Origin of the sequence: Kitasatospora sp. NPDC048545 (assembly GCF_040651155.1) — a bacterium.
Taxonomy (GTDB): Bacteria; Actinomycetota; Actinomycetes; order Streptomycetales; family Streptomycetaceae; genus Kitasatospora.
The window spans coordinates 209,537-233,412 of record NZ_JBEZIQ010000005.1 but is presented as its reverse complement, the minus strand read 5'-3'; the positions used below and the strand labels follow the sequence as shown (position 1 = coordinate 233,412).

The window sequence follows — 23,876 nt, the reverse complement described above, 5'->3', positions numbered from 1 at the left end:
ACACGGACGGCGACCAGCCGGACACCGATCGAACACGAAAGGAGGACGGCCATGAGTGTCGTGATCTCCGGGGGCGGACCGGCCGGAATGATGCTGGGCCTGTTACTGGCCCGCGCAGGCATCGAGGTGACCGTGCTGGAGAAGCACGGGGACTTCCTGCGCGACTTCCGCGGCGACACCGTCCACGCGTCCACCGTGCGGCTGATGGACGAGCTCGGCCTGGGCCGCAAGTTCGCCGCACTGCCGCAGAGCCGCCTGGGCAACCTGGTGGTGACCGTGCCCGGCGCCGGCCCGGTCGCGCTGAGCGCCTACGACCGGATGCGTGCCCCGTACGACTACATCGCGATGATCCCGCAGTGGGACCTGCTGAACTTCCTGGTCGAGGAGGCGCGACAGGAGCCCGCCTTCACCGTGCGGATGAACACCGAGGCGACCGGCCTGCTCCGGGAGGGCGACCGGGTGGTCGGCGTGCGGTACCGCACCCGGGACGGCGAGGAGGGCGAGCTGCGCGCCGCGCTCACCGTCGCCGCCGACGGCCGGCACTCCACCCTGCGCCGGGAGTCCGGGCTGGTGCCCGAGGAACACCCCGTGCCCTTCGACACCTGGTGGTTCCGGCTCCCCCGGCACGCCCACGAACAGGCCGCGCCGCCCAGCCTCGTCCCCGGCTTCGGCCCCGGCGACCTCGCCCTGAGCTTCGCCCGGGCCGACTACTTCCAGGTCGCCTACTTCCGGGCCAAGGGCAGCGACCCCCAGCTGCGCGCCGAGGGCATCGCGCACTTCCGCGAACGGATCGCCCGGCTGCTGCCCCAGTACGCGGACCGGGTCGACCGCCTGGAGAGCCTGGACGACGTCCACCTGCTCGACGTCAGGCTGAACCGGCTGGACCGCTGGTACCAGGACGGGCTGCTGCTGATCGGCGACGCCGCCCACGCGATGTCCCCGGCCGGCGGCGTCGGCATCAACCTCGCCATCCAGGACGCCGTCGCGGCCGCGACCCTGCTCGCCGAACCCCTGCGGCGCGGCCGCCCGACCGTCGCGGCCCTCGCCCGGGTGCAGCGCCGCCGGTGGCGGCCGACCGTGATCATGCAGCGGTTCCAGCGGACCCTGCACCGCGTGATGTTCGAGCCCGCCCTCACCGGCCGCCGGGTCGGACCGCCGACCCCGCTGGTGCTGCTCGCCCGCTACGCCCCCGGGTTCCCGCTGCTGCTCTCCCGCATGATCGCCTTCGGCCCGCGGCCGGAACACGCTCCGGCCTTCGCCCGGCGCGACACCTGAAGTTCACTCGTCCGGGTGGACCTCACGGCGGGGAGCGGACGACTGCGGGAGCCTTCCCGCCGAGACTGACAGTCAGTCGGTCATGACGCCGAGCCTCCGGAGGCCGCCATGTCCGACATCCCGACGACCCTCGAATACACCAAGGACCACGAGTGGGTGTCGACCACGGGGAAGGGAGGGGCCCGCGTGGGCATCACCCACTACGCCCAGCGGCAGCTCGGCGACATCGTCTTCGTGGAACTCGCCGAAGAGGGGAGGAAGTTCACGGACGGCGAGGCGTTCGGAACCGTCGAGTCGGTCAAGTCGGCGAGCGAGCTGTACGCGCCGCTCACCGGGTCGATCGCCGCAGTGAACGCGGAGCCGGCCGAAGACCCCGAGCTCATCAACCAGGACCCGTACGGCGACGGCCGGCTCGTCGAGATCACGGCGACGACGACAGAGCCGGACGGCCTGCTCACGGCGGCCGAGTACGGGGCCTACGTCTCCGAAGGGGAGCAGCGGCCGCCCCGGCACTCCGGTTTCCCGCCGACCCGGCCGTTCGGACGGGCGGGTCGGCGGGAACGACCGATGGCATGACGATCCCTCACCGCTCGACCGGCACCGGCGACCACCACGTCCTGGTCCTGCACGACTGGTTCGGCACCAGCGCGGGCTGGGGCCCGTTCCTCGACTACCTCGACGGCCACGCCTTCAGCTACGCCTTCCTCGACTACCGCGGCTACGGCGAGCGCCGGGACGTCACCGGCGCGTACACGCTCGCCGAGATCGCCTCCGACGCGCTCGCCCTCGCCGACCAGCTCGGCTGGGACCGCTTCTCGCTGGTCGGCCACTCGATGGGCGGCAAGGCCGCTCAGCAGGTGCTCGCCGAGGCGCCACTGCGGGTGCGCAAGCTGGTCGGCCTGGCCCCGGTGCCGGCCGGGGCGTACCCGCTGGACGAGGCCGGCGAGGCGCTGTTCCACGGCGCCGCCGGGGACCGGGAGAAGCGCCTCGCGATCCTCGACCTGGTCACCGGCCGGCGGGCGGGCCGGGTCTGGCTGGACCGGATGGTCGACCAGTCCCTGCGGCTGTCCACGCCCGAGGCCTTCGGCGGCTACGTCCGCGACTGGACCACCGCCGACCTGGAGCGCCGGATCAGCGGAAACCCGGTGCCGGTCAAGGTCATTGTCGGCGCGCACGACCTCGCGCTGACCGCCGACGTCATGCGCGGCACCTGGCTCAGCCACTACCCCAACGCGGAGCTGGAGGAGCTCGGCGGCAGCGGGCACTACCCGATGTACGAGGCCCCGGTCGCCCTGGCGGCCTCGCTGGAGGGCTTCCTGCACGACTGACGCCGGGGTCGTGGTGCGCGGTGCGCCGACCGGGCCCGGGGCCGCGCACCACGACGCTCAGGCGGGGCCGGGGCACGGGACGGGACCGCGGACGGCGACGAGGGCCGCCCGTCCTCGCGCCAGCCGTCGGGGCGGGAGAGCAGGTCGGCGAGGAGGCCGCGGGCGGTGTAGCCGAGGCGACGGTCCTGGAGGAGTCCGTTCGGAAGGACCGAGAAGAAGCGCGTCTGCGCGCCACGAGGGATCCGCACGGGGAGCGGTTGCTCCTGCCCACGTTCGCCACGGAACGCAACACGCCGGCCACTCTTGGTGTGAACCGGATCGACGGATGGTCGGCGCTCGAAGCACCGGGGGGCGCAGGCGAGTTGGCGCACGCCCCCTGGACGATGACGAATGGACCCGAGACCCGTACGCATTGGGCGTCTCATCTTCGTCACATACGTTCTAGACATGACAGAAAAGCGAGTTGACGACGCGTCGCCTGTGCTGGTGGTCGGCGTCTCCGGGACGGTCGGACGGCACGTCGGGCTGCAGCTCGCGGCCGCGGGAGTGCGGGCGCGGCCCCTGACGCAGCGGAACCTGCTCGACCCGATGTCGCTGGAGGCCGCCGCCCAGGGCGCTGGCGCGGTGCTGCTCGGCTGGCCGTACCCGACCGCCGACGCGGCGGCGGACGCGGTGGGCGTGCTGGCCCGGGAGGTCGGGCGGGTGGTGTTCCTGTCCTCCGCCGTCCCCGACCGGCCGGAGGGCGAGATCGAGGCACTGCTCGCCGCGAGCGGAGTGCGGCACACCGTGCTGCGGGCGCACGGCTTCGCCGCCGCGCTGCAGTGGGCGGAGGAGATCCGCTCCGCGGGCGCGGTGCGGGGCTACGGCGGCGCGGCCGGGCTCGGCCCCGTGGACGAGCGGGACATCGCGGCGGTCGCCGTCCGGGCCCTGGTCGAGGACGGCCACGATGGCGCCCGCTACGTGCTGACCGGCCCCGAGTCGCCGACCCAGGCGGAGCAGGTGGGCATCATCGGCGAGGCCGCCGGCCGCCCGGTGAAGTGGGAGGAGATCCCCCGCGAGGCCGCCCGCCACCGGATGTCCGCCACCGGCCGGCCCGGGGCCGCGATCGACGGCACGCTGGACTTCATCCACGCCCGCATCGCCGCCCCCGAACCGGCCACCACCACCGTCCAGGACGTCACAGGCCACCCGGCCCGCAGCTTCCGCACCTGGGCGACGGACCACGCCGCACTGTTCCGCTGAGCCGGTCCGCCGTCGACGAGTAGGCTCGGACGGGGCGAGAGGAGCGCCCCGTGAGCCAGCGAGTGTCGGACGGAGTCGAGTTCATCCCCCGGCCCGAGAAGACCCCCGCCTCGCTCAAAGCCGCACTCGCCGTGGTGGCCGCCGACCGGCTTCCCGAGATGGCCGAAGGACAGACCAGGGCCATGGCCGGAGCCCCCGAGGCCGGGAGCATCAACCCCATCCGCGCCTTCGTCGCCCACTGGGCCGCCGTAGTGGAGATCGAACGGGTCCCGGCCACCGCACAGGCCTACCACCGGGCGAACTGCCTCGCCAACCACGCGGCGACCGTCGAGGAGTGCCGTCGGCACGCCACTGACGTCGCCACGATCTACCGGTCCGCCTTCGCGGCGGCGAACGGGTGAGCTGGAGCTGGGAGTACCTGCCCAGCGAGGAACTCGTCGCCGGCGGAGCACCCGCCGCATTCCTCACGGCCATCGAGCAGAAGGCCATCGAGCAGAAGGCCACCGAACTCGTCCGGGTGGCCGAGGCGCTCCACTTGGACCGCACCACACACGAGGGCAGCGGCGAGCCCATGCGTTACCTCGACGTCGCCGGGGGCCTGGTCGCCTACTACGTGGTCCCCCGACTCGAACTCGTCGTCATCTGCCAGGTGACTCCGCCGCCCGCTTGACCGGGGATCAGATCCCGAGGCCGCGGATGACCAGGTCGAGCAGGGCGAAGCAGAACAGCGAGATGCCCACGAAGCCGTTGGTCTGGAAGAACGCCCGGTTGAGCTTCGACAGGTCGTTCGGCTTCACGATGGTGTGCTCGTAGACGAAGGCGCCCGCGACGACGACGAGGCCGATCCAGAACGCCGCTCCGGCGTCCGTCAGGACCGCGAACCAGCCCAGCAGGAGCGTGGTGAGGACGTGGCACGCGCGCGCGCCCCGAATGGCCGCCGGGACCCCGAAGCGGGCCGGCACCGAGCGCACCTTGCCGTGGCGGTCGGACTCGACGTCCTGGCAGGCGTAGATGAGGTCGAAGCCGCCGATCCAGATGCCCACCGCGACGCCGAGGACGACGGCCTCCCAGGACCAGCGGCCCGTCACCGCGAGCCAGGCGCCGACCGGGCCCATGGCCTGGGCCAGGCCGAGGATCGCCTGCGGGAAGTCGGTGAACCGCTTGCCGTACGGGTAGACCACCATCGGCACCACGGCGACCGGCGCGAGCGCCAGGCAGAGCGGGTTGAGCATCGCCGCCGCGCCGAGGAAGACCACCAGCGCCACGGCCGAGCCGACGTACGCGGTCCTCAACGAGACGGCGCCGGTGACCAGTTCGCGCCCGGCCGTGCGCGGGTTACGGGCGTCGATCTCGCGGTCGATGATCCGGTTGGCGGCCATCGCGAAGGTCCGCAGGCCGACCATGCACACCGTGACGACGAACAACTGGCCCCAGTGCACCCGCTTGTCGGCGAGGAACATCGCCGTCAGCGCGGCGATGTACGCGAAGGGGAGCGCGAAGACCGAGTGCTCGATCATCACCAGCCGCAGGAACGCCTTCGTGCGCCCCGGGGTTTCGACAGCAGCCGTACTCATCAGAGCCCGTACTCCTTCCAGCGACGCGAGACGAGGGCGGCGGTGGCCGGGTCCGAGGACACCATCTCCGGCCAGCCGCCGTCCCGGGTGTAGCCCTCCTCGGGCAGCTTGCGGGTGGCGTCGATGCCGGCCTTGCCGCCCCAGAACTGCTGGTAGGAGGCGTGGTCCAGGTGGTCGACCGGTCCTTCGACGACGGTGAGGTCCCGGCTGTAGTCGACGTTGCCGAAGGCCCGCCAGGCGACTTCCCGGTAGTCGTGCACGTCGCAGTCGGCGTCCACCACGATGATCAGCTTGGTCAGCGACATCATGTGCGCGCCCCAGATCGCGTGCATCGTCTTCTGGGCGTGCTTGGGGTACTTCTTGTCGATCGAGACGATCACGCAGTTGTGGAAGCCGCCGGCCTCGGGCAGGTCGTAGTCGACGATGTCCGGGATGATGATCTTCAGCAGCGGCAGGAAGAACCGCTCGGTGAACTTGCCCAGCGGGCCGTCCTCCGTCGGCGGGCGGCCGACCACGATGGACTGCAGGATCGGGCGGCGACGCATCGTCACACAGTCGATCGTGAGCGCCGGGAACGGCTCCTGCGGGGTGTAGAAGCCCGTGTGGTCGCCGAACGGGCCCTCGGGCAGCATCTCACCGGGCTCCAGCCAGCCCTCCAGGACCACCTCGGCGTCGGCCGGGACCTGCAGCGGGACGGTCTTGCAGTCGACCATCCGCACCCGCTCCCCGGCGACGAAGCCGGCGAACAGGTACTCGTCGATGTCGCCCGGCAGCGGGGCGGTGGCCGCGTAGGTGACGGCCGGCGGGCAGCCGAAGGCGATCGCGACCGGGAGGCGCTCGCCGCGCTTCGCCGCCACCGCGTAGTGGTTGCGGCTGTCCTTGTGGATCTGCCAGTGCATCCCGATGGTGCGTCGGTCGTGGCGCTGGAGCCGGTAGAGGCCCAGGTTGCGGACGCCGGTGTCCGGGTCCTTGGTGTGGGTGAGGCCCAGGTTGAAGAAGGAGCCTCCGTCGAGCGGCCAGGTGAAGAGGGCGGGCAGCTCGTCCAGGTTGACATCGTCGCCGGTGAGCACGACCTCCTGCACCAGGGCATCACCGGTCTTCACGTGCCGCGGCGGGACGTGTGCCATCGAGGCGAGCTTGCCGAAGGCGTCGCGGAAACCGGTGAAGCCCTGCGGCAGCTCCGGCTTGAGCAGACCGGCGATCTTCTCGGCGATGTCGTCCGGGCCCTTGAGGCCGAGCGCCTTGGCCAGGCGCCGCTCGGTGCCGAAGACGTTCATCGCGAGCGGCATCGACGAGCCCTTGACGTTCTCGAAGAGCAGCGCGGGGCCCTTGGCCTTCTGCATGCGGTCGACGATCTCGCCGATCTCCAGGTGGGGGTCCACCTCCGCCTTGATGCGCTTGAGGTCGCCCTCTCGGTCGAGGGCCCGGAGAAACGAGCGGAGATCGTCGTATGCCATGCCTGTCAGTATCCGCCACCAGATAGCCTGGCTTGCGTCAAGGGCCCCGGGAAGGCGCCCGCCGCCGCCGCCCGCTGGGGGGAGATCGCAGCCCATGTTGCGGATTCTGCTGACCATCGTCCTTCCGCTCGCGTTCTGGGTCTGGGCGTTCGTCGACTGCCTGACCACGCCCGAGGACGAGGTGAAGCACCTGCCGAAGGTGGTGTGGGTGTTGATCGTGCTGCTCTTCCCGCCACTGGGCCCGATCGCCTGGCTCATCGCCGGCAAGCAGCGCGGCTTCCTGCCGGTCGCGGCCGCCGACGGCCGGCCGGGGCACCCGGCGGGCGGCGGTCCGGGGCACCCTGCCGGGCGCGGCGGGCGCCCGCTCGCGCCGGACGACGACCCCGAGTTCCTCGCCTCGTTGAAGAAGGACGACAAGGACCACGAGTCGATGCTGGAGCGGTGGGAGGCCGATCTGCGCCGCCGGGAGCAGGAACTGCGCGACCGGGACGAGCCGGAGGACGGCCGGAAGAGCTGATCACGGGGGTTCCCGCACTCCCTCAAACGGCCCACCCGGGCGGCTCCGGGTGGGCCGTGGCCTTTTTGGCGCTTCCCTACGACTGGGTGCCGTCTCGCCCGGATGACCGCTGTCCGGGCACCCGGCTTGAGCGGACCTTGAGCGGCACCCAAGACGGCCGTCCTACATTACTGAGGGACGGCCCTGACCTGCGCTTTCCTTCATGCTCAGATCATCGGACCATCACCTGTCCGACAACCCCCGGTATTCGAACGAACACCCAGCGCTCCGGCTCCGACCCGACCGCTTCTGTACAGGCCTGACAGCTAAACGAACCCGACCTTGTACGGAATCGACGCCGAAACCAGCGCACGGCCCCTCGTACAGTCATAAGTGAAGAAAGTGATTCGCGGCCGGGGGCACAGCAGACGTTGGCTGTCGGACAGTTCCCTCACCCTTGGAGTGGTTCGAGATGACGGTTGTGCATGAGGCGCCGGTCGACGGCGAGGTCCCCGAGGTCCCGGCCGACGCCCGCGGGCGGGTCGCCGAGCTGCACGAGCTGCGCGAGAAGGTCCGCCGCGGCCCCAGCGACAAGGCCACCGAGGCCCAGCACGCCAAGGGCAAGCTGACCGCCCGCGAGCGCATCGAGCTGCTGCTGGACGAGGGCTCCTTCCAGGAAGTCGAGCCGCTGCGCCGGCACCGCGCCCAGGGCTTCGGCCTGGAGGCCAAGAAGCCGCACACCGACGGCGTCGTCGTCGGCTGGGGCACCGTCCACGGCCGCACCGTCTTCACCTACGCGCACGACTTCCGGATCTTCGGCGGCGCGCTGGGCGAGGCCCACGCCCAGAAGATCCACAAGATCATGGACATGGCCATCGCGGCCGGCGCCCCGCTGGTCTCGCTGAACGACGGCGCCGGCGCCCGCATCCAGGAGGGCGTCACCGCCCTGGCCGGCTACGGCGGCATCTTCCAGCGCAACACCAAGGCCTCCGGCGTCATCCCGCAGATCTCGGTGATGCTCGGCCCGTGCGCCGGCGGCGCCGCGTACTCCCCCGCACTGACCGACTTCGTCTTCATGGTCCGCGAGACCTCGCAGATGTTCATCACCGGCCCGGACGTGGTCCAGGCCGTCACCGGCGAGAAGATCACCCAGAACGGCCTCGGCGGCGCCGACGTGCACGCCGGTGTCTCCGGCGTGGCCCACTTCATCTACGACGACGAGCAGTCCTGCATCGAGGAGGTCCGCTACCTCCTCTCGCTGCTGCCGCAGAACAACCGCGAGATGCCGCCGCCCGTGGTGAGCGAGGACCCGGTCGAGCGGCGCAACGACAGCCTGCTGGACCTGGTGCCCGCCGACGGCAACCGCCCGTACGACATGCGCAAGGTGATCGAGGAGATCGTCGACCACGGCGAGTACCTGGAGGTCCACGAGCGCTGGGCCACCAACGTGCTGTGCGTGCTGGCCCGCGTCGACGGCCACGTCACCGGCATCATCGCCAACCAGCCGCAGTCGCTGGCCGGCGTGCTGGACATCAACGCCAGCGAGAAGGCCGCCCGCTTCGTGCAGATGTGCGACGCCTTCAACATCCCGCTGGTCACCCTGCTCGACGTCCCCGGCTTCCTGCCCGGCGTCGACCAGGAGCACGGCGGCATCATCCGCCACGGCGCCAAGCTGCTGTACGCGTACTGCAACGCGACCGTGCCGCGCATCTCGCTGATCCTGCGCAAGGCCTACGGCGGCGCCTACATCGTGATGGACTCCCGCTCCATCGGCGCCGACCTGTCCTACGCCTGGCCGACCAACGAGATCGCCGTCATGGGCGCCGAGGGCGCGGCCAACGTCATCTTCCGGCGCGAGATCAACGCCGCCGAGGACCCGGACGCCATGCGGGCCCAGAAGATCAAGGAATACAAGAGCGAGCTGATGCACCCGTACTACGCGGCCGAACGCGGCCTCGTGGACGACGTCATCGACCCGGCCGAAACCCGCCAGGTGATCGCTTCCGCCCTGGCCATGCTCCGCACCAAGCACGCGGACCTGCCGAGCCGCAAGCACGGCAACCCGCCGATGTAGCACCGCGGCCACCGCAGCAGGACGCACCGAGAGCCACCTCACACCACAAGCACCGGGGGAGAAACCAGGACATGACCGCTTCCGCCGAACCGCTCGTCCGCATCGTCCGCGGCAGCCTCACCGACGAGGAACTCGCCGCCCTGACCGCCGTCCTGATGGCGCGCGCCGCCGCCGCGCAGCAGGCCGGCACCGCTTCGCCGATCGAGCCGATCGCCAACTGGCAGCGCCTGGAGCGCCGTCCGGCCTACTACTCGCCGGTCAGCTGGCAGCAGGCCGCCTGACGGACCCCGGCTCGCGCCGACGGCCGGTCACCCCGTTCGGGTGACCGGCCGTCGGGCGTTCCCCCGGGCGGCGCGCGCACCCTTCGGGTCCGTCCGGTCGGCACGGGCCGGACCGGGCGGCGGGCGGCTCGGTAGGATGCCTACCGGTCGGTATGCCTTCGCCGCCCCGCCGGACCCATAGGATCGGCCGCTGCCGAGGTACCAGAACTTTCCAGGGAGGCTGCGATGGCCAGGCAGGCCCGCGCGCTGGCGACCCGCCAGGCGGTACTCCTCGCGGCGGCCGAGGTGTTCGACGAGCGCGGCTACGCCGCCGCCACGATGTCCGAGATCCTGGACCGCGCCGGGGTCACCAAGGGCGCGCTGTACTTCCACTTCCGGTCCAAGGAGGACCTGGCGCTCGCCGTCATCGAGGGACAGGGCGCCTGGATCGCCGGCTGGAAGCCGGTGTCGGACAGCTCGGTGCAGAACCTGATCGACCTCGCGTACGCCTTCGCCCGCGCGCTCCAGGACGACCCGCTGGTGCGCGGCAGCATCCGGCTGACCATCGAGCACGGGAGCTTCACCCAGCCGCAGATCGCGGCCTACCAGGGCTGGATGGACCTGGTCCGGGGGCTGCTGGAACAGGCCAGGGACGCCGGCGACCTCCACCCGGGGATCGACCTGGCCGCGGCCTCCGGGGTGATCACCGGGGCCGTCACCGGCATCCAGCTGAGCTCCCAGGTGCTGGCCGACCGGCAGGACCTGATCCAGCGGCTGGCCGACCTGTGGACGCTGCTGTTGCCCGGCCTGGTCCAGCCGCACGCCCTCGCCCGGCTGAGCGTGGCCGAGCGCGCCTGAGCCCGGCCGGGCCCGGTCCCGGACCGGGCCGCGTGTCACCCGGCCCCGCTGGGGCGTCACCGGGCCGCGCCGCACGGCCCCGACCGGCTCGGACCCGGTAGCCGACTCAGACCCGGTAGCCGGCCCGGTCCCGCTCCGCCACCAGGGCCGGCAGCGCGGCCGTCCAGACCCGGCGCACGGCCTCCGGCCGGGGCCGGTCGGTCTCCTCCCCTGCCAGCAGCACCTGCCCGGCCGCCACCGCGGTGAGCAGTTCGGCGGCGGCCCGCCGGTCCACCCCCGGGCACAGCTCGCCCGCCTGGGCGGCGCGGTCCAGCAGCCGGTGGACGACCGCGGTGAGGCTGCGCCAGGTGGCGTCCGGGCCGGGCGGGCCCGGCGGGCCGTCCTGGGGACCGCCCTGGGGGCCGTCCCTGCGCGGGACCTGGCGGCCGAGCCGGACACCGGCCCGCACCACCACGTCCTCGCGCAGCATCCGGGCCAGCTCGTGCGAGAGGTCGATCAGCCCCTGCAGGGCCGGGCCGTCGGCGCGCAGGGCGCGCAGCGCGGCCGCGCCGATCTCGCGGCCGGCGGCACGGCGCACCCCGTCGGCGAGGGCCTGCTTGGACACGAAGTGGAAGTAGAGGGCGCCCTTGCTCACCCCGGCGCGGCGACTGATGTCGACCAGGCTGGCGGCCTCGAAGCCCACCCGCGCGAAGGTCTCCGCGGCGGCGAGCAGCACGGCCTGCCGGGTCCGCCCAGCCCGTTCCTGCTTGACCACTGGCCCCCTCCGGACTCGACCGGGCGCGATCCCCGCCCCGCCCGGCTGCTGTCGGCACGCCCCCTGCCGGGAGCGGCGCTCGCATGCGGACGGCCGCGACCGAAACCGCATGGTTGGTATCTAATCTAGCGCCTGTGTCTCCCCCGCCGTCCAGCGGGGACGGCCCCCCGCCCAAGGTCTGCGGTCACCCGCAGGGCATTGCCCCAGTCCACGGGGCAGGTAGCGTGAACGGGCCGGGCTGCGTGGCCGGGGCACCCCAGTCGCTGAAGACAAACCGGGTGGTATGTATGTTTTGCTCGGGCGTCCATGGCGGCCGCTCGACCGACACCCTGGGAGCGGGGGCCAGTCATGCCATCGATCGTAGAGCCGGACCCCCACGGCGCGTACGCCCACCCCGGACCCGGCCCCGGCCCCGGTTCCGGCTACGACTTCCACGACCGGACCGTCTCCCGGCACCTGGTGCACCGCACCTCGGTCTCCGAGGTCTTCCTCACCGGCTGGCAGGCCACCGGCCCGTACGATTTCCTGCTCGGCGCCCAGTGGCCCCGGCTGCACGGCTTCTACCGGCTGCCCGGGGACCGCTTCCACGACCCGGTGCTGATGGCCGAGACCGTCCGGCAGGCCGGGCTGCTGATCGGCCACGCCGGGTTCGGGGTGCCGCGCGGCCACCACTTCGTGATGGACGACCTCTCCTACGCCCTCGGCGAGCCCGGCCTGCCCGGCCTGGCCGTCACCGCGGGCCCGGCCTCGCTGATGCTCGCCGTCGGCTGCGAGGACGTCCGGATGCGGGACGGTCGGCTGGTCTCGCTGCGGGTGCGCGCCGAGATCACCCGCGACGGCCGGCCGATCGGCCGCGGCTCGGGCCAGCTGCGCGTGATGTCCCCCGCCTCGTACGACCGGCTGCGCGGCCCCGTCCGGCGCACCGCCGCCCCGCCCCGGCCGCCGGCCCCCACCGCGCCCGAACTCGTCGGCCGCGGGCAGCCCGCGGACGTGGTGCTCAGCCCGACCCTGCGGCCGGACACCTGGCTGCTGCGCGCCGACGCCGGGCACCCGGTGCTGTTCGACCACGAGCTGGACCACGTGCCCGGGATGCTGGTCCTGGAGGCGGCCCGGCAGGCCGCCCAGCGGCTGCGCCACCCGGAGCCGGTGGTGCCGGTCGAGCTGGTGACCTCGTTCGACCACTACATCGAGCTGGACCGGCCCTGCTTCGTCCGGGCCGTCCCCGAGCCGACCGCGCACGGCCGCCGGCTCCCCGTCCGGGTCCAGCTGATCCAGGACGGGCGGACGGCGGCCGAGTGCCGGCTGGTCACCGAGCCGGTCGACGGGCCCGCCGAGGGCCCGCGGGTGCCGGCCCGGCGGGACGCCCTCGACGGCCGCCCCGCCGCGCCGGACCTCGGCGGCAGCCGGCTCCCGCTGGCCAGCTGACCCGGCGGGCCGAGCCGGGCGGTACGGGCCGGGCGGTACGGGCCGGGCGGTACGGGCCGGGCGGTACGGGCCGGGCGGTACGGGCCGTCAGGCGGCCACCAGCGCCGACACCGGGCGCCGCCCGGCGTGCATCACGCTGAGGTTGGTCGCCAGCCGGACCGGGTCCTGTGCCAGCCAGAGCCGCAGCGCCGCCCCCAGGGCGGCGCTGGCCGACTCGATCCGGACGTCGGTGATCTGCGCGATCCGGGCCGCGCCGGGAACCAGCAGGTCCGCCAGCGGGGTCGGCAGCCAGACCGTCAGCGCGCACGGCGCGGGCATCGCCAGCGCACTCAGCAGCCGGTAGGCGTCCCCCGGCGCGCTGAGCGTGGGGATGATGTCCAGCAGCGCGTCCGACACCACCTCGGACACATCGCTGCGGTGTCCCTGGGCGAGCCGGCGGAGCAGCATGCGCTCGGCGGCGGTGATTCGGACGGTCAGCATGACCTCGTCGCACTCCATTGCGCGATTTCCTCCTCAGTTCCCTCTCGCACCGGCCGGCGGCCGGCGCGCACTACCCCTGTCGCACCTCGGCCCGGCTACCTGTGGGAGAGAGCCGGGCCGGTGGGTGACGGTGTGCCCCGGTCAGATCCCCGCGTAGGAGTGCTTGCCGGTGACGAAGATGTTGACGCCGTAGTAGTTGAAGAGCCAGCAGGCGAAGGCCGCCAGCGCCAGGTAGGCGGCCTTGCGGCCCTTCCAGCCGGCCGTGGCCCGGGCGTGCAGGTAGCAGGCGTAGGCGACCCAGGTGATGAACGACCAGGTCTCCTTCGGGTCCCACTCCCAGTACTTGCCCCAGGCCGCCTCGGCCCAGATCGCGCCCGCGATGATGGTGAAGGTCCACAGCGGGAAGACCAGGGCGTTGATCCGGTAGGACAGCTTGTCGAAGGTCGACGCGGCGGGCAGCCGGCGCCAGATCGACGCCGAGGTGCCGAACGGCCCGGTGGTCAGACCGGCCTCGACGCGCTTCTCGAAGGAGTCCTTGCCGAGGTAGAGCAGGGTGGCGATGAACGCCGCGTAGAAGGCACCGCCGCAGAAGATCGCGGTGGAGACGTGGATCGCCAGCCACGGCGAGTGCAGCGCCGGGACGAGCTGCTCGGAGTCGGTGTACAGCGTGGTCGTGGCGATGCCGAGGGTCAGCAGCACCGCGACGACGACCGGCAGGCCGAGCCAGCGGACCTTCTTCCGCGAGGCCAGCAGCACCAGGTAGGCGCCCGCCATCGCGAAGGCGAAGGCGCAGGAGAACTCGTACATGTTGCCCCACGGCCAGCGGGACACCGACAGGCCACGGGCGACGATGCCGCCGCCGTGCAGCAGCAGCGCCAGCACGGTCAGCGAGACCGCGATCCGGCCGGCCAGGTCGGCCTTGTCGTTGGTGCCGGCCGCGCCCGGGCCGTCCTCCTCCTCGGCGCCGCGCCCGCTGGTGACCACCGTCGCGCCCTCGCCCGCGACCGCGGTGCGGGTGAGCGTGGTGGTGCCGCCGCCGGCCCCCGCCACCGTCACGGTGACCTTCTTCGCGGCCTTCCTGCCCGCCGCGGCGACGGTCTCGGACAGGCTGCCCGCCTGCTCCTTCGAGCGGACGGCGACGGCACCCCTGCTGCCGAAGGTCCACTCGATCATGTGGGCGAACATGGCGAGCGTGTAGACCACCATCGCCGAATAGATCAGCTTGTTGGAGAGGTCGGCCATCTGGGGGTCGACCGCCGAGGCGAGTTGCACCGTCTACTCCTTGGAGTTCTGGTCGGCAGGGACTGCGGGGGCTGAGGCCTCGGCCTCGGGGTCGTCGGGTGCTGCGGGGTCCCCGTTCTCGGGAACGGCTTCCCCGTCCTCGGGAACGGCTTCCCCGTCCTCGGGAGCGGTTTGCCCGTCCTCCTCCTCGGAGGCCGGGGCGTCGTCCTGGAGGTCCACCGCGAGCTCGGCCAGCTCCTCGGCGATCTTCGCCGACTCGCTGCGGGCCAGGCCCGCCAGCTCCACCTGGGTGCCGCCGCCCGGCAGGGCGACCGCCCGCACCCAGATCCGGCGCCGCTGGATGAACAGCGAGCCGATCAGGCCGAGGATCGCGAGCACGGCGCCGGTCAGGGCGATCGCGTTGCCGGGGCGGTGCGAGACGTTGAAGCTGGCCCACTGCTTGTAGCCCTCGAAGGTGACCGAGCCGTAGCCGTCGGGGAGGGTCCAGCCCTGGCCGGGCTTGAGCCGGGCCTTGGCCGGCTGGCCGTCCTGGGTCAGCTGGGTCAGCTTGCGGGTGTTGAGCTGGTAGACGTTCTGCGGCAGGCCGGAGTCGGTGCCGAGGTCGCCCGCGAAGGCGTTCAGGACCAGCTCGGGCTCGGCGTCACCGGGGAAGAGCGAGACCGGGCCGGTGCCCTCGAAGCTCAGCGGGGCGGTCGGCAGGAAGAAGCCGGAGAAGCCCATCTGGGTCCTGGTGCCGTCGGGGCCGGTGCCGTAGTCGGAGACCTTCACGACACCGGTCGAGGTCAGGTTCGCGTCCTGCGGCAGGAAGGGGACGGCGCCCTGGTAGACGACGTCGCCCTTGCCGTTGCGGACGGTGACCACCGGGGCGTAGCCGTGGCCGATCAGGTAGACCTTGCTGCCGCCGATCTCCAGCGGGTGGTTGACCTCGATCGTGGACTTCTTCAGCTTCGACTCGTCGCTGCCCGCGTAGTACTCGACGTTCGCGGTGAACTGCCGGGCCGCGCCGATCTGGTCGCCCTTGGTCTGGAACGCGGACGTGAAGCCGTCCAGCTTCAGGTAGAACGGGTCGAGGTCCTGGTTGCCGTAGAACCGGGTGCCGTTGAAGTCGTCGAGCTGGGTGATGGTGTTCGAGTAGCCCTCGCCCGCGATCATCAGCTTGCCGCCGGTGCCGGAGGCCAGGCTGGCCCAGGCGAAGCCGCCGAGCAGCGCGAACAGCGACAGGTGGAAGAGCAGGTTGCCGACCTCGCGCAGGTAGCCCTTCTCGGCGGCGACCGAGCCGCCGGACAGGTTGGCACGGAAGCCGCGCTTGCGCAGCAGCCGGTGCGCGGCGGCGTTCACCGTGTCGGGGTCGGCTCCGGTGCGCCAGACCGCGTGCACCGGCATCCGGGTCAGGTTGCGCGGCGCGACCGGCGGCTGGGAGCGCAGCACGCCGACGAACTGCCAGGTGCGCGGGACGATGCAGCCGGCCAGCGAGACGAACAGCAGGATGTAGATCGCGGAGAACCAGACCGAGCTGTAGACGTCGAAGAGCTGGAGCTTCTCGTAGATCGGCGCGACGGTGCCGTGCTGGGCCTTCCACGCCTCGACCTTCAGCTGCCCCTGGCCGTTCTGGTACTGCGGGATCAGCGAGCCCGGGATGGCGGCCAGCGAGAGCAGGAAGAGCAGGATCAGGGCGACCCGCATCGACGTCAGCTGGCGCCACATCCAGCGCGCCCAGCCGAACGCCCCCATGCCGGTCGGTCCGTCGGACTCGACCGGCGCGGTGCTGAGCCGCTCGGCGGCGGTGTCGTCCGGCGCCGGGGGCTGCTCGGTCTCGGTCGTGGTGTTGCTCACGGTCAGATTCCGATCCGGAAGTCGGCGGTCCAGGACTGCAGTTCGCTCATCATGGAGTCCCAGACCCCGGTGACGAGCAGCAGACCGACCGCGACGAGCATGCCGCCGCCGATCCGCATGACGAGCGGGTAGTGCCGCTTGACCCACCCGAAGGCGCCCAGCGCCCGGCGGAAGGCCACCGCGGCCAGGATGAACGGTACGCCGAGGCCGAGGCAGTAGAAGGTGGTCAACAGTGCGCCACGCTGGGCGTCGGCCTGGTTGAGGGCCAGGTTCTGGACCGCGGTCAGGGTCGGTCCCATGCAGGGCGTCCAGCCGACGCCGAAGACGACCCCGAGCACCGGGGCGCCGAGCAGGCCGACCGCCGGACGGCGGTGGGAGCGGACCTCGCGCATGCTCAGCCCGGGCACCAGGCCCATGAAGGCCAGGCCCATCACCACGGTGAGGGTGCCCAGCACGATGTTGATGGTCCGCTTGTAGTCCTGCAGCTCCTGGCCGAAGTAGCCGAAGAGCGCACCGGTGGAGACGAAGACCGCGGTGAAGCCGAGGATGAACAGCACCACGCCGAGCAGCATCCGGCCGCGCCGCGAGCCGCGGGCGTCCGCCAGGTCGGCGGCGGAGAAGCCGGTCACGTACGACAGGTAGCCGGGAACCAGCGGCAGGACACAGGGCGAGAAGAACGACGCCAGCCCCGCCACCAGCGCGACCGGGGCGGCGACCAGCAGCGCACCGCTCTGGACGGTCGTGGTGGTGTCGGCCAGCTGGAGTCCGGCCTGGTGCAGCGCGGCGTGGTGCAGTGGCGGCAGGCTCACTGCTTCTGCTCCGCGACCACCGGCTGCAGGATCGACTCCAGCGCGTCCTCGGTCGTGCCGCCGACGGCGCGGGCGGCGAGCTTGCCGTCGCGGTCGATGATCAGGGTGGTCGGGATGGACTGCGGGTTGAGGCTGCCCTTGGGGAACTTGAGCAGCTGGGTGCCGGCCGGGTCGAAGATGCTCGGGTAGGTGACGCCCTGCTCCTGCTCGAAGCGGACGGCGTTGCCCTTCTCGGTGTCCCGGGTGTTGACGCCGAGGAACTGGACCCCCTGGTCCTTGTACTTGTCGGCGACGGCCTGCAGGCTCTTCGCCTCGGCCCGGCAGGGCCCGCACCAGGAGCCCCAGACGTTCAGCACGACGACCTTGCCCCGGTAGTCGGAGAGCTTGGCCTGGCCGCCCTCCAGGGTGTCCCCGGAGATGTCCGGCGCGTCCCCGCGCTTGCCGGCGTCCGCCTTGGACAGGTTGGTGCCCTTGACCGTGACGAAGCCGACCTGGCCCTCGCCGCTGCCGGCCGAGCCCGAGGAGGAACAGCCGGTGAGGGCGAGCGCAGCGGCGGCGGCGGTGGCGGCAGCGGCTGCGGCGACACGGGGTCGGGGGCGCGTCATGGCAGACATGTGAAAAGTTTCGCATGGAGTTCCGGGCAGGTTCGGGGGGGTCCTGCCTTGCGCGTCGCACCCCTCCTGACCTGCGACGAAATCGGGTCACCCGGCGCTCGCCGGGTGACCCGAAGTCATACTTACGCACCACTTACGCGCCGTGCGCGCGGGCGCGTGACGCCGGCCGCGCGCCGCCGTGTGACACGGCTCGCACACCGCCGCGTGACGCCGGCCGCGCCGCCCGGGCCGGGGGCTAGGCGCCGAAGCTCTTGCCCACCGGCTTGTCGCCCTTGCGGCCCTTGCCCACCAGGTGGGCGGGCAGCAGGTCGCGGGCCGGCTCGCGGTAGCCGACCGAGACGATCTTGTCGCCCTCGAAGGTGAAGCTGGTCAGCGAGGCCAGCGAGCACTGCCGGTTGCGCGGGTCGTGCCAGAGCCGGCGGCGCTCGACGAAGGAACGGACGATCCAGATCGGCAGCTGGTGGCTGACGCAGACCGCCTCGTGCCCGCGCGCGGCGTCCCGGGCGGCGCCGAGCGCGCCCATCATCCGCACCACCTGGTCGAGGTACGGCTCGCCCCAGGAGGGCTTGAACGGGTTGGTGAGGTACTTCCAGTAGCCCGGGTTGCGCAGCGAGCCGTCGCCGACGCCGAAGGTCTTGCCCTCGAAGACGTTCTCCGCCTCGATCAGCCGCTCGTCCGCCGCGACGTCCAGGCCGTGCGCCTTGGCGATCGGCTCGGCGGTCTCCTGGGCGCGCTCCAGCGGCGAGGCCACCACGTGGGTGATGTCCCGGCCGGCCAGGTCCTCGGCCACCCGGTCGGCCATCCGCCGGCCCAGCTCGGACAGGTGGTAGTCCGGCAGGCGCCCGTACAGGACGCCCTCCGGGTTGTGCACCTCACCGTGCCGCATCAGGTGGACGACGGTGATCTCTTTGGCGCTCACTTCTCAACTGCTCCTGGGGCTCGGGGTGGACTGGGGCCGGTCCGGCCTAGGCCGTGGCGGCGGCAGCGGCGCGCGCGGCGGCCGGCAGGGCGGCGGCGATCCGCTCGATCGCCCGCTCGTCGTGGGCCGCCGAGACGAACCAGGACTCGTAGGCGGACGGCGGGAGGTAGACGCCCTCGGCCAGCATCGCGTGGAAGAAGGCGGTGAAACGGTACGCCTCCTGGGTCTTCGCCTCGTCGTAGTCGGTGACGGCGGCCTCGGTGAAGAACACCGAGAACATGTTCCCGGCGGTCTGCAGGCGGTGCGTCACGCCCTCCTTGGTGAGCGCCTCGGAGACCAGGCCGGAGATCTCGGCGGCGACCCGGTCCACCGTCGCGTACACCTCGTCGGTGCAGCCGCGCAGCTGGGCCAGGCCGGCCGCGGTGGCGATCGGGTTCCCGGAGAGGGTGCCCGCCTGGTAGACCGGGCCGGCCGGGGCGAGGTGCGCCATCACGTCGGCGCGGCCGCCGAAGGCCGCGGCCGGGAAGCCGCCGCCCATGACCTTGCCGAAGGTCAGCAGGTCAGGCGCCCAGCCCTCGTTCGCGGCCTCCAGGCCGTACCAGCCGGCCTTGGAGACGCGGAAGCCGGTCATCACCTCGTCGGAGACGAACAGCGCGCCGTTGTCCCGGCAGAGCCGGGCCAGGCCCGCGTTGAAGCCGGGCAGCGGCGGGACGACGCCCATGTTGCCGGGCGAGGCCTCGGTGATCACGCAGGCGATCTCGCCCGGGTTGGCCGCGAAGGCCCGCTCGACGGCGGCCAGGTCGTTGTAGGGCAGCACGATGGTGTCGCCGGCCTGGGCGCCGGTGACGCCGGGGGTGTCGGGCAGGCCGAAGGTGGCCACGCCGGAACCGGCGGCGGCCAGCAGGGCGTCCACGTGACCGTGGTAGCAACCGGCGAACTTCACGACCTTCGCCCGGCCGGTGAAGCCGCGGGCCAGCCGGATCGCGGACATGGTGGCCTCGGTGCCGGAGGAGACCAGGCGGACCTGCTCGACCGGGGCGACCCGGGAGACGATCTCCTCGGCCAGCTCGACCTCGCCCTGGCCGGGCGTGCCGAAGGAGGTGCCGTGGGCGACGGCCCGCTGGACGGCGTCGATCACCGCCGGGTGCGCGTGGCCGAGGATCATCGGACCCCACGAGCACACCAGGTCGACGTACTCGCGGCCGTCGGCGTCGGTGAGGTAGGGGCCGGTGCCGGACACCATGAAGCGCGGCGTGCCGCCGACCGCGCGGAAGGCGCGCACCGGGGAGTTGACACCGCCGGGCGTCACCACGGAGGCGCGGTCGAACAGCGACTGGGACTGGGGGGCTTCGTAGGGGTAGCTCACAAAGGACATGGTCTCAAATCGTGTCCTTGCGCTCTGCATGTCGGACCCGATCATCTGGAACGATGATCCGGGCACCGTTGTCTGTACGGTTGTCCGTACAGTCCGTACAGCCGGGGCCGCTGACTGCTCCGCAGGACGGACCAGTCAGACTGTGTACTCAGGGTGCGCGAGCGCTCCGGTTGTGTGCAGGGGTGTGGAGAGGACTGCCGCGTACCGCGAGTGGGTACGGCGGCGCATGACGGGTAAGGAGCACGTCCGGTGGGACGCCGGACGTGCGGGGGTCTGTCGATTCCGGCGAATTCCGGTGAGGATGGTCCGAGTGTCCGAGGCGCAGGACGGCTACGACGAGGCCGCGGGGGGCTCCCGCCGGCCCGCCGAGGCCGCACGCGGGGGTACGGGAGCGGGGACGGGTCGTGGTCGCCGTGGCGGCGAGAGGCGGGGTGAGGGACGCGTGGGGGTGACGTACAAGTACTTCGGCGCCCCCGACCGCGCGACCGCCGCGAGGGTGCCCACCGCCCTCGGCCCGGGCGGGCTCGGGCTGGACGCCGGCGAACTCGGCGCGCTGGGGCGGCTCGGCGACCTGATGGAGACCAGCGGCTCCCCCACCGGCCACCTCTCCACCAAGATCAAACCGGAGACCATGAGCGCCATGGTCCTCACCGGCATCCAGGGCGTCCCGCTGCACCAGGTGCCCCCGCTGGAACTCGTCGTGCTGCACCCGGACTACGCCGTCGTGCAGCTCCCCCACAACGTCGTCGAGCCGCTGCGCAAGGCCGACGAGACCGAGCTCGGCGCCGCCGCCTTCATCTGGTCCACCGTCCCGGACCGGCGCGGACCGCGGGACGCCTTCGTCATCTACAGCATGCTGCACGAGTGGCAGGACTTCGCCAACCGGCTGCACGAGGCCGGACACCAGCTGTACTGCCTGGTCTGGCCGTGAGCACACCGCCCCGGACACCGCCGAACGCGGGCCGGGGCCACGTCATGTGACGCTCCGTCAATCCACTTCGGGCGTACGGAGCACGACGGCGGCGAGCAGCAGGGCCACCGTCAGCAGGCCCGCGGCCACCCCGAAGGCCATTCGGAAGCCACCCGTGAGCGCTTCGGCCGCGGGTTGCCCGGCGGCCGCGAGGGCCCGGGTGCGGCCGCCGGCGAGGGTCGTCAGCACGGCGACCCCGAGCGCCCCGCCGACCTGCTGGGCGGTGTTGAAGAGGCCGGCAGCATCAGGGAGGCGGTGACCAGTGCGGCGCCGAGGGCGTCGGCGCCGGCCTCGGGATCAGGCGTGGTGGCCCCGGGCCCGGCGCGCCCGGCGTACGGTGCGTTCGCTCTCCACCGGCTCCGCGAGGAGGCCGCCCACCAGGTGCGTCAGGGCGGACACGAAGACCTCGCGCTCGGGCTGCGGGAGCGAGTCCAGCAGCTCGCGGTGCACCCGGTCGGCGATCGCGGTGCCCTCCACGACGGCGCGCTCGCCCGCCTCGGTGACCGAGATGATCCGGGCCCGGCGGTCGGTCGCGGACGGGCGGCGCTCGGCCAGGCCGGCCTTCTCCAGCTCGTCGACGGTGACCACCATGGTGGTCTTGTCCAGGTCCGCCAGCTCGGCCAGCTGGATCTGGGTGCGCTCGGTCTCCTGCGCGTGGAACAGCACGCAGTACGCCCGCGGGGTGATCCCGAGCTCGGTGAAGGCGGCCGCCATCCGGGTCGCCAGCACGTGGCTCGCGTGGTCCAGCAGGCCGGAGATGTCGCGGATCTGGCGCACGGGCGGGGTCGTCGTCATACGTCCGAGGTTAGCAACGGCCCGTCTGCTGCCGGATGATCCCGTTGCCAACCAACGCCGGGTCTACGGGATGCCCAACTCGAACAGCGCATAGCCGGCGTACCAGCCGGCCGCGATCGCGGGCATCGCGAACAGCCCGACCAGCGAGGGGGTCCGCACCCTGCGCAGCGCGAACGCCAGGCCGATGCAGAGCGGGAAGGCCGGCAGCAGGTAGCGCGAGATGTTGCCGAAGATCTGGTTGCTGCTCAGCGCGGTGGCGATGGTGAGCGCGGTGTACACCCACAGCACCAGCGGCGGACGGGCCCGCCACAGCAGCACCAGCAGGCCCGGCAGGGCGATCAGCAGGGCGACGGCGATCAGGTCCGGCACCGGATTGGACTGCCAGAAGCCCCAGTGGCCGGTGATCACGTCCATGAACGTGCGGAGGGTGGAGGCGCCGCCGTCGAAGTAGCGGTTCCACGCCCCGCGCTGGAGCTTGAAGTAGCCGCCCCAGTCGCCCATCCGCCAGCCGACCCAGGCGACGTAGCCGATCAGGCCCCACGGGGTGATCAGCATCGCGGTCAGCGGCCGGGCCACCCCGTCGGTGCGGCGGACCAGCGCGACCAGCGCGGCGATCGAGACCGCGGCGATCAGCGCGGCGGCGGTCGGCCGGTTGAGGCCCGCCACCAGCGCCAGCGCGCCGGCGGTCAGCCAGCGGCGGGTCATCACGCAGTAGCAGGCCCAGGCCGACAACGCGACGAACAGCGAGTCCGAGTAGACCGCCCACTCCACGCCGGAGCCCGGGAACAGGCCCCAGATCACCGCGGCCGTCACGCCCGCCCGGAAGCCGCCGAGCCGCTCGGCGATCGCGAAGATCCCGGCCGCCGCGACCAGCGAGGCGAGCACCGAGACCACGATCCCGGCGCCGTACGAACCGAGCCCGGTGACCGCGCCGACCAGCCGCATCAGCCACGGGTAGAGCGGGAAGAAGGCGGCCGAGTTCTCGTAGTAGGTGGCCAGCGGGAAGCCGTGCAGCGGGATCAGCTGCGGGTCGTACCCGTTCTCCGCGATCCGCTGGTACCAGACGCCGTCCCAGGTACTCAGCACGTCCCAGGGGTTGGCGCCGCCGCCGCGGCCCGGCTGCTTGTTCAGGTAGTCGCCGGTGTGCGAGAGCAGCAGCATGAAGACGGTCAGACCGGTGGCCTTGACCACCGCGTACGCGCCCAGCGCGGGGGCGAAGCGGTCCACCAGCGCCCCGAAGCGCCCGGGCGCCCGGCCCGTCCGCTCCTCGGAGGGCGCCGACATCGCCTCGGGGGGCGTGCCCGGCTCGGTGCCGGCCGACTCGGTGCTCGATGCCGTGCTCATCTGCTCTGGGTACTCCCCGCCCCGCTCGTGGTCCGCGCGGCTCCGGCGCAACGATTTTCCCGTGAGCCTACGGCACGTCCTCCGCCCGGCCCGCCGTCCCCCGCCCGGTGCGAAAACCCCTGGCGCCCCGGCCGGGCGCCCGCGACGATTCCGGGCATGCCGAACACCCCGTCGACGCGCCTGGTCCGGGCCGCTCACACCGCTGACACGATCACCGTCTACCAGGCCTTCCCGCCCGCGATCGCCGGGCCCGCCGCGGCCGAGGGGCGGTTCCCGGAGGCGTTCTCCCGGGACCGGATGACCTGGATCAAGCCGTCGTTCCTCTGGATGATGCACCGGAGCAACTGGGGAAGGAGCCCGGGGCAGGAGCGGGTGCTGGCGTTGGAGATCAGCCGGGAGGGCTTCGACTGGGCGTTGGATCGGGCGGTGCTGAGCGCCTACACCGGCCGGGTGCACGACTCGCAGGCGGCCTGGAAGCGGGAGCTGCGGCAGAGTCCGGTGCGGGTGCAGTGGGACCCGGAGCGCGATCTGCACCTGCGGCCGCTGGACCACCGGGCGGTCCAGGTCGGGCTGCGCGGCGAGGCGGTGCGGCGGTACGCGGACGAGTGGATCCGGCGGATCACGGACGTCACCGCACTGGCCGACCGGGTGCGGCTGGAGCGGGACCCGGCGCTGCTGCCGGTCGAGACGCCGTACCCGATCGGCGCGGCCGCCGCCGCCCGGGTGGGGGCGACGACGGCCTGAGCGGTGCC

Annotated in this window: 25 protein-coding genes and 1 pseudogene; 13 read left to right on the top strand and 13 right to left on the bottom strand. The window is 72.5% G+C overall.

All coding sequences use genetic code 11. The features are described 5' to 3' along the window. The first annotated feature begins 51 nt into the window (after positions 1-51). The 6 genes from AB0D10_RS07845 to AB0D10_RS07820 all read left to right on the top strand — a co-directional run bounded on the left by AB0D10_RS07845 (position 52) and on the right by AB0D10_RS07820 (position 4,515). Positions 52-1,275, top strand: a complete 1,224-nt coding sequence (locus AB0D10_RS07845; protein WP_360253020.1) for an FAD-dependent oxidoreductase — start codon at positions 52-54, stop codon at positions 1,273-1,275. Positions 1,276-1,383: 108 nt separating this feature from the next. Then, a complete protein-coding gene (gene gcvH / locus AB0D10_RS07840; RefSeq protein WP_360253017.1) occupies positions 1,384-1,851 on the top strand; it encodes a glycine cleavage system protein GcvH in 468 nt (155 codons plus the stop codon). Then, entirely contained in the window at positions 1,848-2,603 is a 756-nt protein-coding gene (locus tag AB0D10_RS07835) for an alpha/beta hydrolase (protein WP_360253014.1), read from the top strand. Before gcvH ends, AB0D10_RS07835 begins: the two co-directional genes overlap by 4 nt. 447 nt (positions 2,604-3,050) lie before the next feature. Next, positions 3,051-3,845 carry a nucleoside-diphosphate sugar epimerase gene (locus AB0D10_RS07830; RefSeq protein WP_360253011.1) on the top strand — a complete coding sequence of 265 codons (795 nt, stop codon included), beginning with the start codon at positions 3,051-3,053 and terminating at the stop codon, positions 3,843-3,845. 50 nt (positions 3,846-3,895) lie between these two features. Then, complete coding sequence (locus AB0D10_RS07825; protein WP_360253008.1) at positions 3,896-4,246, top strand: hypothetical protein; 351 nt, start codon at positions 3,896-3,898, stop codon at positions 4,244-4,246. Next, positions 4,243-4,515, top strand: coding sequence for a hypothetical protein (locus AB0D10_RS07820; protein ID WP_360253005.1), 273 nt, complete (start codon positions 4,243-4,245; stop codon positions 4,513-4,515). Before AB0D10_RS07825 ends, AB0D10_RS07820 begins: the two co-directional genes overlap by 4 nt. Before the next feature lie 7 nt (positions 4,516-4,522). Here AB0D10_RS07820 and mqnP read toward each other — a convergent pair whose 3' ends face one another. Further along, entirely contained in the window at positions 4,523-5,419 is an 897-nt protein-coding gene (gene mqnP, locus AB0D10_RS07815) for a menaquinone biosynthesis prenyltransferase MqnP (RefSeq protein ID WP_360253002.1), read from the bottom strand. Further along, on the bottom strand, positions 5,419-6,876 hold the full coding sequence (locus tag AB0D10_RS07810) for a menaquinone biosynthesis decarboxylase (RefSeq protein ID WP_360252999.1): 1,458 nt from the start codon (positions 6,874-6,876) through the stop codon (positions 5,419-5,421). The genes mqnP and AB0D10_RS07810 overlap by 1 nt, the downstream gene beginning before the upstream one ends. Before the next feature lie 94 nt (positions 6,877-6,970). Between AB0D10_RS07810 and AB0D10_RS07805 the strand changes: the two genes are divergently transcribed. From AB0D10_RS07805 to AB0D10_RS07790, 4 genes are all read left to right on the top strand, one after another. Further along, entirely contained in the window at positions 6,971-7,393 is a 423-nt protein-coding gene (locus AB0D10_RS07805) for a PLD nuclease N-terminal domain-containing protein (protein ID WP_360252996.1), read from the top strand. A 451-nt stretch (positions 7,394-7,844) separates the two neighbouring features. Next, on the top strand, positions 7,845-9,446 hold the full coding sequence (locus AB0D10_RS07800; RefSeq protein ID WP_360252993.1) for an acyl-CoA carboxylase subunit beta: 1,602 nt from the start codon (positions 7,845-7,847) through the stop codon (positions 9,444-9,446). A gap of 71 nt (positions 9,447-9,517) precedes the next feature. Next, positions 9,518-9,727, top strand: coding sequence for an acyl-CoA carboxylase subunit epsilon (locus tag AB0D10_RS07795; RefSeq protein WP_360252990.1), 210 nt, complete (start codon positions 9,518-9,520; stop codon positions 9,725-9,727). A gap of 225 nt (positions 9,728-9,952) precedes the next feature. Then, positions 9,953-10,564 (top strand): ScbR family autoregulator-binding transcription factor, encoded by a 612-nt coding sequence (locus tag AB0D10_RS07790; protein ID WP_360252987.1) that lies wholly within the window; start codon positions 9,953-9,955, stop codon positions 10,562-10,564. A gap of 106 nt (positions 10,565-10,670) precedes the next feature. Here the strand turns inward: AB0D10_RS07790 and AB0D10_RS07785 are convergent, their stop codons facing one another. Further along, positions 10,671-11,318 (bottom strand): ScbR family autoregulator-binding transcription factor, encoded by a 648-nt coding sequence (locus AB0D10_RS07785; RefSeq protein WP_360252984.1) that lies wholly within the window; start codon positions 11,316-11,318, stop codon positions 10,671-10,673. A gap of 348 nt (positions 11,319-11,666) precedes the next feature. On the opposite strand from AB0D10_RS07785, the gene AB0D10_RS07780 reads away from it, so the two are divergent. Then, a complete protein-coding gene (locus tag AB0D10_RS07780; protein ID WP_360252981.1) occupies positions 11,667-12,743 on the top strand; it encodes a ScbA/BarX family gamma-butyrolactone biosynthesis protein in 1,077 nt (358 codons plus the stop codon). Between the two features lie 87 nt (positions 12,744-12,830). Here the strand turns inward: AB0D10_RS07780 and AB0D10_RS07775 are convergent, their stop codons facing one another. The 7 genes from AB0D10_RS07775 to hemL all read right to left on the bottom strand — a co-directional run bounded on the left by AB0D10_RS07775 (position 12,831) and on the right by hemL (position 20,015). After that, complete coding sequence (locus AB0D10_RS07775; protein ID WP_360252978.1) at positions 12,831-13,241, bottom strand: hypothetical protein; 411 nt, start codon at positions 13,239-13,241, stop codon at positions 12,831-12,833. A 123-nt stretch (positions 13,242-13,364) separates the two neighbouring features. After that, positions 13,365-14,495: a c-type cytochrome biogenesis protein CcsB gene (gene ccsB / locus AB0D10_RS07770; RefSeq protein ID WP_360252975.1), complete on the bottom strand. Its 1,131-nt coding sequence runs from the start codon at positions 14,493-14,495 to the stop codon at positions 13,365-13,367. 3 nt (positions 14,496-14,498) lie between these two features. Next, a complete protein-coding gene (locus AB0D10_RS07765; protein ID WP_360252972.1) occupies positions 14,499-16,298 on the bottom strand; it encodes a cytochrome c biogenesis protein ResB in 1,800 nt (599 codons plus the stop codon). 2 nt (positions 16,299-16,300) lie between these two features. Continuing rightward, a complete protein-coding gene (locus AB0D10_RS07760) occupies positions 16,301-17,092 on the bottom strand; it encodes a cytochrome c biogenesis protein CcdA (protein ID WP_360253126.1) in 792 nt (263 codons plus the stop codon). Positions 17,093-17,103: 11 nt separating this feature from the next. Then, complete coding sequence (locus tag AB0D10_RS07755) at positions 17,104-17,712, bottom strand: TlpA disulfide reductase family protein (protein WP_360252969.1); 609 nt, start codon at positions 17,710-17,712, stop codon at positions 17,104-17,106. A gap of 244 nt (positions 17,713-17,956) precedes the next feature. Next, positions 17,957-18,640 carry a histidine phosphatase family protein gene (locus AB0D10_RS07750; protein WP_360252966.1) on the bottom strand — a complete coding sequence of 228 codons (684 nt, stop codon included), beginning with the start codon at positions 18,638-18,640 and terminating at the stop codon, positions 17,957-17,959. Positions 18,641-18,686: 46 nt separating this feature from the next. Continuing rightward, positions 18,687-20,015: a glutamate-1-semialdehyde 2,1-aminomutase gene (gene hemL / locus AB0D10_RS07745; protein WP_360252963.1), complete on the bottom strand. Its 1,329-nt coding sequence runs from the start codon at positions 20,013-20,015 to the stop codon at positions 18,687-18,689. Positions 20,016-20,457: 442 nt separating this feature from the next. On the opposite strand from hemL, the gene AB0D10_RS07740 reads away from it, so the two are divergent. After that, on the top strand, positions 20,458-20,946 hold the full coding sequence (locus tag AB0D10_RS07740) for a hypothetical protein (protein ID WP_359823644.1): 489 nt from the start codon (positions 20,458-20,460) through the stop codon (positions 20,944-20,946). A 57-nt stretch (positions 20,947-21,003) separates the two neighbouring features. On the opposite strand, the pseudogene AB0D10_RS07735 reads toward AB0D10_RS07740, so the two are convergent. From AB0D10_RS07735 to AB0D10_RS07725, 3 genes and pseudogenes are all read right to left on the bottom strand, one after another. Then, positions 21,004-21,228, bottom strand: a pseudogene (locus AB0D10_RS07735) (MFS transporter); the annotation flags it as partial. Between the two features lie 54 nt (positions 21,229-21,282). Then, on the bottom strand, positions 21,283-21,780 hold the full coding sequence (locus tag AB0D10_RS07730) for a MarR family transcriptional regulator (RefSeq protein WP_360252960.1): 498 nt from the start codon (positions 21,778-21,780) through the stop codon (positions 21,283-21,285). 63 nt (positions 21,781-21,843) lie between these two features. Then, positions 21,844-23,124, bottom strand: coding sequence for a glycosyltransferase family 39 protein (locus tag AB0D10_RS07725; RefSeq protein WP_360252957.1), 1,281 nt, complete (start codon positions 23,122-23,124; stop codon positions 21,844-21,846). 156 nt (positions 23,125-23,280) lie between these two features. On the opposite strand from AB0D10_RS07725, the gene AB0D10_RS07720 reads away from it, so the two are divergent. Further along, on the top strand, positions 23,281-23,868 hold the full coding sequence (locus tag AB0D10_RS07720; protein WP_360252954.1) for a DUF4291 domain-containing protein: 588 nt from the start codon (positions 23,281-23,283) through the stop codon (positions 23,866-23,868). Positions 23,869-23,876 lie beyond the last annotated feature (8 nt).

Excerpts from the sequence above, each read along its gene's own strand:
- AB0D10_RS07845 (WP_360253020.1), top strand. The coding sequence starts at position 52 with ATGAGTGTCGTGATCTCCGGGGGCGGACCGGCCGGAATGATGCTGGGC.
- gcvH (WP_360253017.1), top strand. The coding sequence starts at position 1,384 with ATGTCCGACATCCCGACGACCCTCGAATACACCAAGGACCACGAGTGG.
- AB0D10_RS07835 (WP_360253014.1), top strand. The coding sequence starts at position 1,848 with ATGACGATCCCTCACCGCTCGACCGGCACCGGCGACCACCACGTCCTG.
- AB0D10_RS07830 (WP_360253011.1), top strand. The coding sequence starts at position 3,051 with ATGACAGAAAAGCGAGTTGACGACGCGTCGCCTGTGCTGGTGGTCGGC.
- mqnP (WP_360253002.1), bottom strand. The coding sequence starts at position 5,419 with ATGAGTACGGCTGCTGTCGAAACCCCGGGGCGCACGAAGGCGTTCCTG.
- AB0D10_RS07810 (WP_360252999.1), bottom strand. The coding sequence starts at position 6,876 with ATGGCATACGACGATCTCCGCTCGTTTCTCCGGGCCCTCGACCGAGAG.
- AB0D10_RS07805 (WP_360252996.1), top strand. The coding sequence starts at position 6,971 with ATGTTGCGGATTCTGCTGACCATCGTCCTTCCGCTCGCGTTCTGGGTC.
- AB0D10_RS07800 (WP_360252993.1), top strand. The coding sequence starts at position 7,845 with ATGACGGTTGTGCATGAGGCGCCGGTCGACGGCGAGGTCCCCGAGGTC.
- AB0D10_RS07795 (WP_360252990.1), top strand. The coding sequence starts at position 9,518 with ATGACCGCTTCCGCCGAACCGCTCGTCCGCATCGTCCGCGGCAGCCTC.
- AB0D10_RS07790 (WP_360252987.1), top strand. The coding sequence starts at position 9,953 with ATGGCCAGGCAGGCCCGCGCGCTGGCGACCCGCCAGGCGGTACTCCTC.
- AB0D10_RS07780 (WP_360252981.1), top strand. The coding sequence starts at position 11,667 with ATGCCATCGATCGTAGAGCCGGACCCCCACGGCGCGTACGCCCACCCC.
- AB0D10_RS07775 (WP_360252978.1), bottom strand. The coding sequence starts at position 13,241 with ATGGAGTGCGACGAGGTCATGCTGACCGTCCGAATCACCGCCGCCGAG.
- AB0D10_RS07755 (WP_360252969.1), bottom strand. The coding sequence starts at position 17,712 with ATGACGCGCCCCCGACCCCGTGTCGCCGCAGCCGCTGCCGCCACCGCC.
- hemL (WP_360252963.1), bottom strand. The coding sequence starts at position 20,015 with ATGTCCTTTGTGAGCTACCCCTACGAAGCCCCCCAGTCCCAGTCGCTG.
- AB0D10_RS07730 (WP_360252960.1), bottom strand. The coding sequence starts at position 21,780 with ATGACGACGACCCCGCCCGTGCGCCAGATCCGCGACATCTCCGGCCTG.
- AB0D10_RS07725 (WP_360252957.1), bottom strand. The coding sequence starts at position 23,124 with ATGAGCACGGCATCGAGCACCGAGTCGGCCGGCACCGAGCCGGGCACG.
- AB0D10_RS07720 (WP_360252954.1), top strand. The coding sequence starts at position 23,281 with ATGCCGAACACCCCGTCGACGCGCCTGGTCCGGGCCGCTCACACCGCT.